This window comes from Rhodospirillum sp. A1_3_36, from assembly GCF_047263945.1.
GTDB lineage: Bacteria > Pseudomonadota > Alphaproteobacteria > Rhodospirillales > Rhodospirillaceae > Rhodospirillum.
Genome location: NZ_JBLAVB010000065.1, coordinates 1 through 3,120 on the forward strand (window position 1 = coordinate 1; position 3,120 = coordinate 3,120).

The window sequence follows — 3,120 nt, forward strand, 5'->3', positions numbered from 1 at the left end:
GGCCGCAGCCCTTGGCGCAACCTTGACCGGCCAGAACGCCGACGAAGCCGTCTCAGCCGCGCAAAACGTCGCCGAAAACAGTGGCAAGGATCTCGATTGGTTGCTTGGGAAGAGCCGGGAGAACTTCTCGGGCGTCAGCGAGGCCTGGGCGGGCTTTATCGAGACGATTTCCGAGAGCAATCCGGCGGTGGCAAAAGATCTTCGGGGACGCACGAAGAGCGTCGACGCCATGGCCGACGAGTTGGCCCAAAAAACGGGTAAGCCTCGGGAAGAGATCAAGGCGGAGCTTCTCGAAAAGAGCCCGATGATTTCAAGATTACTCAATGTTGAGGAGCAAATTGCTTATCTGACCGCACAAGGCCTCAGTCCTGCGGACATTGAGGCGGCCCGGCAGCATTTGTTGGCTGGGAAACTCTTGAACACGGACGCCCAGGGCAATCCGGTCATCGTGAATGGGGCGCCCTCCTACATCAATGAATACGCTTACGTGCCGAATTCCGATGCGGATGGTTTGGTCATCGACATTGGAGGTGCGGCAGGGACCCAAGATCAAACGACCTTGAAGACGCTCGGCGGCAAAGCAGAGCAGCTTGCGGCTGAGTTGAATTATTGGATTGATACGTACGGGACGGCTGCGGACGTCATTGTGCGAGGGGTCAAGTTCGCGGTGACGACGGTTACCACCGGACCGGCCGGAGCGGTCTTGCAGGCAACGGTTGAGCAGGCCGTGACCACCGCATCGGAAGAACTCCTCGGACCCTATGTGGAAGAGGGGATCTCGAAAGCGGCGGGCTTCCTTCAGGGGCAGGACGTAACCTTGACCCATGGAGAAGCCATGGCCCTGGCCTCCCTGGGGGTGATCACGGTCGGCTTTGTCCTCGGGGGAGCCGCCGCCGCCAAAAAGGTGTCCGGTGTCGCGAAAACGATCATTACGAGGATGCAGGTTGAAAGAAGGCTTCCCTCTGGCTGGACGGTGATTAACGATGGGGTAGGCCCCAACCGCCCCGTCTTGCCAAGCGGCTATACTTGGGTCCAAGATGCTGACGGAACGGCTGTCGTCGCACACGTTGATGGTACGATCACGCATCCGGGGTCCTCCGCGTATGACAATCTTGTTTATGGGGGGAATGTTCCAAATAGAACAGTCACCCCGAAGCAAGTTTCACGCCTCAATGACGTTGGGCGTCAGTATTATGGAGACCTTCGCTCTCAAGGTGTTCCAGCGATTGATGCGTTCAATGCCGCAAAAGGGAACATGATGGATGTGCCCTATGCACCGCGTGTTCGGCAAAGAGCGGTCGAGGACCCTGGTGGGCATAATTTCCCCAGATCAATTGATGAGAAAATGTTCGAGGTCCCCCCAGTCGTGGTGCGTGGTGGCGGTCTTGGATATGCGATTCAAGGAACTCGAAATGGTTCTCCAGTCGTTTACAATGTTATCGTGAAAAACGGTCAAATTATCCACCGAGATGCTGTCGGGGTCTCTCAATGGGGGCAGCGTACCCGTAGCTTCGGCTGGCCGGGTACTTTAGATGATGTACAAACAGGGACTTTAAATTGGCCGAGTCAATAAAATGAAACTTTTAGGTGAAAACTCAACGCGCATCGAGATATCGAGAAAGTCGCCGTCAAGCGACCTCGTTGAATTTGACTTCTCATGCGAATGGTGTTCAGGAAAATTTGAGTTTTTCTCTAGCAATCAGGATTTTGCGAAGCTCGAAAAATTATGTGCCTCTATAGCATCGGGAAGTAAAAAAGGCGGCTGGATTAGCGAAGAAGGTGATCTTGAACTGAAACTCTTGGTGCAATCTTCAGGTCGTGTGCGGGTCAATGTCATTTGCTGCCCGTCAGTCAAGCTAGCATACCCCGGGAAGCTAGAATTTGAAGCGGAACTGGAACTGGCCTCATTCGTCGGTTATGATTCCTTGTAAGGCACCATTTTTCATAGGAGGGTGCCAATGTGGACCGCCGAGAACCGTTCCCGCTACAACCGGGATCACCTGCGCTATCCGAGCGACCTGACCGATGAGGAAAGGGCGTTGATCGAACCGATGATACCGCCGGGTAAGCGGAGCGGAGGAAAGCGACGCGTCAATATTCGCGAAGTGGTCAACGGGCTGATGTCTGTGCTGTCGACGGGCTGCCAATGGCGAGCGGTTCCGAAGGATTTGCCGCCACGGAGCACGCTCTACGACTATTTCGATCTCTGGACATGGGACCGGACACTGGACCGCATTCACCAAACCCTTTCCGTGGCCAGTCGGGAACACGCCGGACGGGAAGCCTCTCCCACGGCAGGCATCATTGATAGCCAGAGCGTGAAAAGCGCAGAAAAAGGGGGCGCTACATTGATGGCAACGGCTACGATGCGGGCAAGAAAATCAAGGGAAAGAAGCGGCATATTCTCGTCGACACCCAAGGTTTCCTGATGCATGCGCTCCTCCATGCCGCCAATATTCAGGACCGAGACGGCGGCCTGCTTGTCATGACTTCCCTTTTCGGTCTGTATCCCTTCCTCCTCAAGCTTTATGCCGACGGCGGGTATCAAGGACCACAATTTCAGGCTGGATTGAAACAGGTCTTGGCCCAGGTTAATGTCGAAATCGTCAAGCGCTCGGATAAAACAGAGGGCTTCGAGCCCCGGGGATTGCGCTGTCCAAGGAGCAGGTGGCGGCGCTGAACTCGGACATTGTCTGGTACGTCACCAAGCAGATCGACGGCAAAAGCGTTCTGGTGCCGCAGGTCTATCTGGCCTCGGCCTCTCGCGGTCGGATCACCCAGCAGGCGGCCCTGGTGGAGGGCGACAGCGTCACCATCATCGCCGACGACACCATCGACAACTCCGGCGTCATCCGCTCCCGGACCGGCACGCCGGTCCTCCAAATCTGGAGATCAAAGTCCCCGGGTTAAATCGCGATGCGATTTGACCCGGTTTGATCTCGCACGACATGACCCTGATCGCGGGCGGGGACATCACCAACCGCTCGGGGGTAATCGACGCGGGGGGCCGGGCCACCATCGCCTCGCTGGGCGGGGATATCATCAACGAGACCCTGATCCGCGAGACCCTGGGCGACAGGCCGGGCGTTGTCCGCGACAGCCTGCAGGAGCGGGCGTCGA

General features: G+C 56.7%; 3 protein-coding genes and 1 pseudogene. All 4 read left to right on the forward strand.

Features of this window, described 5'->3' with window-relative positions:
* On the forward strand, positions 1-1,573 hold a 1,573-nt coding region (locus tag ACLIRY_RS26775; protein WP_413208477.1), incomplete at its 5' end, for a hypothetical protein.
* A gap of 1 nt (position 1,574) precedes the next feature.
* Entirely contained in the window at positions 1,575-1,931 is a 357-nt protein-coding gene (locus ACLIRY_RS26780) for a hypothetical protein (RefSeq protein WP_413208478.1), read from the forward strand.
* A gap of 27 nt (positions 1,932-1,958) precedes the next feature.
* Positions 1,959-2,635, forward strand: a pseudogene (locus tag ACLIRY_RS26785) (IS5 family transposase); the annotation flags it as partial.
* 32 nt (positions 2,636-2,667) lie between these two features.
* Positions 2,668-2,910, forward strand: a complete 243-nt coding sequence (locus ACLIRY_RS26790; RefSeq protein ID WP_413208479.1) for a hypothetical protein — start codon at positions 2,668-2,670, stop codon at positions 2,908-2,910.
* Positions 2,911-3,120 lie beyond the last annotated feature (210 nt).